This window comes from Myxococcus dinghuensis (genome assembly GCF_024198235.1).
Classification (GTDB): Bacteria; Myxococcota; Myxococcia; order Myxococcales; family Myxococcaceae; genus Myxococcus; species Myxococcus dinghuensis.
Window position 1 is genome coordinate 1 of record NZ_JAKCFB010000114.1, and the last position, 1,555, is coordinate 1,555.

The window sequence follows — 1,555 nt, forward strand, 5'->3', positions numbered from 1 at the left end:
GCCTTGCGGTCAATCTTGCCGTTGGGGTTGAGCGGCATGGCCGGCAGCACCACCAGGGCCGAGGGCACCATGAAGCGCGGCAGCCGCTCCTTGAGCAGCCCCTGCAACGCCTCGGGCTCCACCTGCTGCCCTGCCTTCACCGACACGTACCCCACCAGCTTCTTGTCCGCCCCCTCCCCTCTCGCCACCACCACCGCCTCCTGCACCCCGGGGTGTCGCCTCAGCGCCTCCTCCACCTCCCCCAGCTCGATTCGGAAGCCCCTCACCTTCACCTGGAAGTCGATTCGCCCCAGGTACTCCAACTGCCCGTCCGCCCTCCACCTCACCCTGTCTCCGGTCCGGTACATCCTCGCCCCAACCTCACGGCTGAAGGGGTTCGGCACGAAGCGCTCCACCGTCAACTCCGGCCGCCCAAGGTAGCCTCGCGCAAGCCCCACTCCGCCCAGGTACAGCTCTCCCGGCACTCCCACCGGCACCGGCTTCAGCCTCGCGTCCACCACGTACGCCTGTGTCCCCGCCAGCGGCCTTCCAATCGGCGGCGCAACCTCCGCTCCTCGCGGCGCCAGCGCCCACGTCGAGTACGTCGTGTCCTCCGTCGGGCCATACAGGTTGTACACCCCCTCCACCGTCCCCAGCCCGTAGAGTCCCTCCACCAACTGGCTGGGCAGCGCCTCTCCCGCCAGGTTCACCGTCTTCACGCTCCCCGGCACCGCCCCCTGCCTCAGCAGCTCCGCCATCGCCGAGGGCACCGTGTTCACCAGCGTCACCTCACCGGCAGCAGCAAGCCCCGCCAACCCCAGCGCGTTCTCCACCAGGTACACCCGGCCCCCGCAGCTCAACGGCGCGAAGAGCTCGAACACCGACAAGTCGAAGTTCACCGACGTGGCCCCCAGCACTCCCGCCAACTGCTCTGGACGGTAGGTGCTCAGCGCCCACTTCAGGAATGCCACCGCGCTTCGGTGCTCCAGCGCCACGCCCTTCGGCCGGCCCGTGCTCCCTGACGTGTACAGCACGTACGCCAGGTGGCCCGGCTTCGTCACCCCCACAGGCCGGCTCACCGGCTGCCTCCTCACCTCTTCCCCCTCCCCCATCCACACCACCTGCGCCCCTCCCACCTCCACCACCCCCGCCAACGTCCGCTGCGTCACCACCACAGGACTCTTCGCGTCCTCCAACATCATCCCCAGCCGCTCCGCCGGGTATGCCGGGTCCAGCGGCACGTAGGCTCCTCCCGCCTTCAGGATGCCCAGCAACGCCACCACCAACTCCTCCGTCCTCTCCAGGCACACCCCCACCCTCACCTCGGGGCCCACACCCAGCCCTCTCAGCTTCCACGCCACCTGGTTGGCCCGCTCCTCCACCTCGCGGTAGCTCAGCCGCCGCTCCCCCACCACCAGCGCCTCCGCCTCCGGCGTGCGCTCCGCCTGTGCCTCGAACAGCTCGTGCAGCCCTCCCTCCACCTGCGGCGCCGGCAACAACCCGTTCCACTCCTCCACCACCCGCCGCCGCTCCTCCTCCCCCAACAGCTCCAACCCCGAGACGTGCGTGTCGGGCT

General features: G+C 69.9%; 1 protein-coding gene. It reads right to left on the minus strand.

Annotation, left to right across the window (positions count from 1 at the left end; translation table 11 throughout):
• Nucleotides 1-1,555, minus strand: a 1,555-nt coding sequence (locus LZ198_RS42750) for an amino acid adenylation domain-containing protein (protein WP_253977931.1), incomplete at both ends; no start/stop codon positions are given.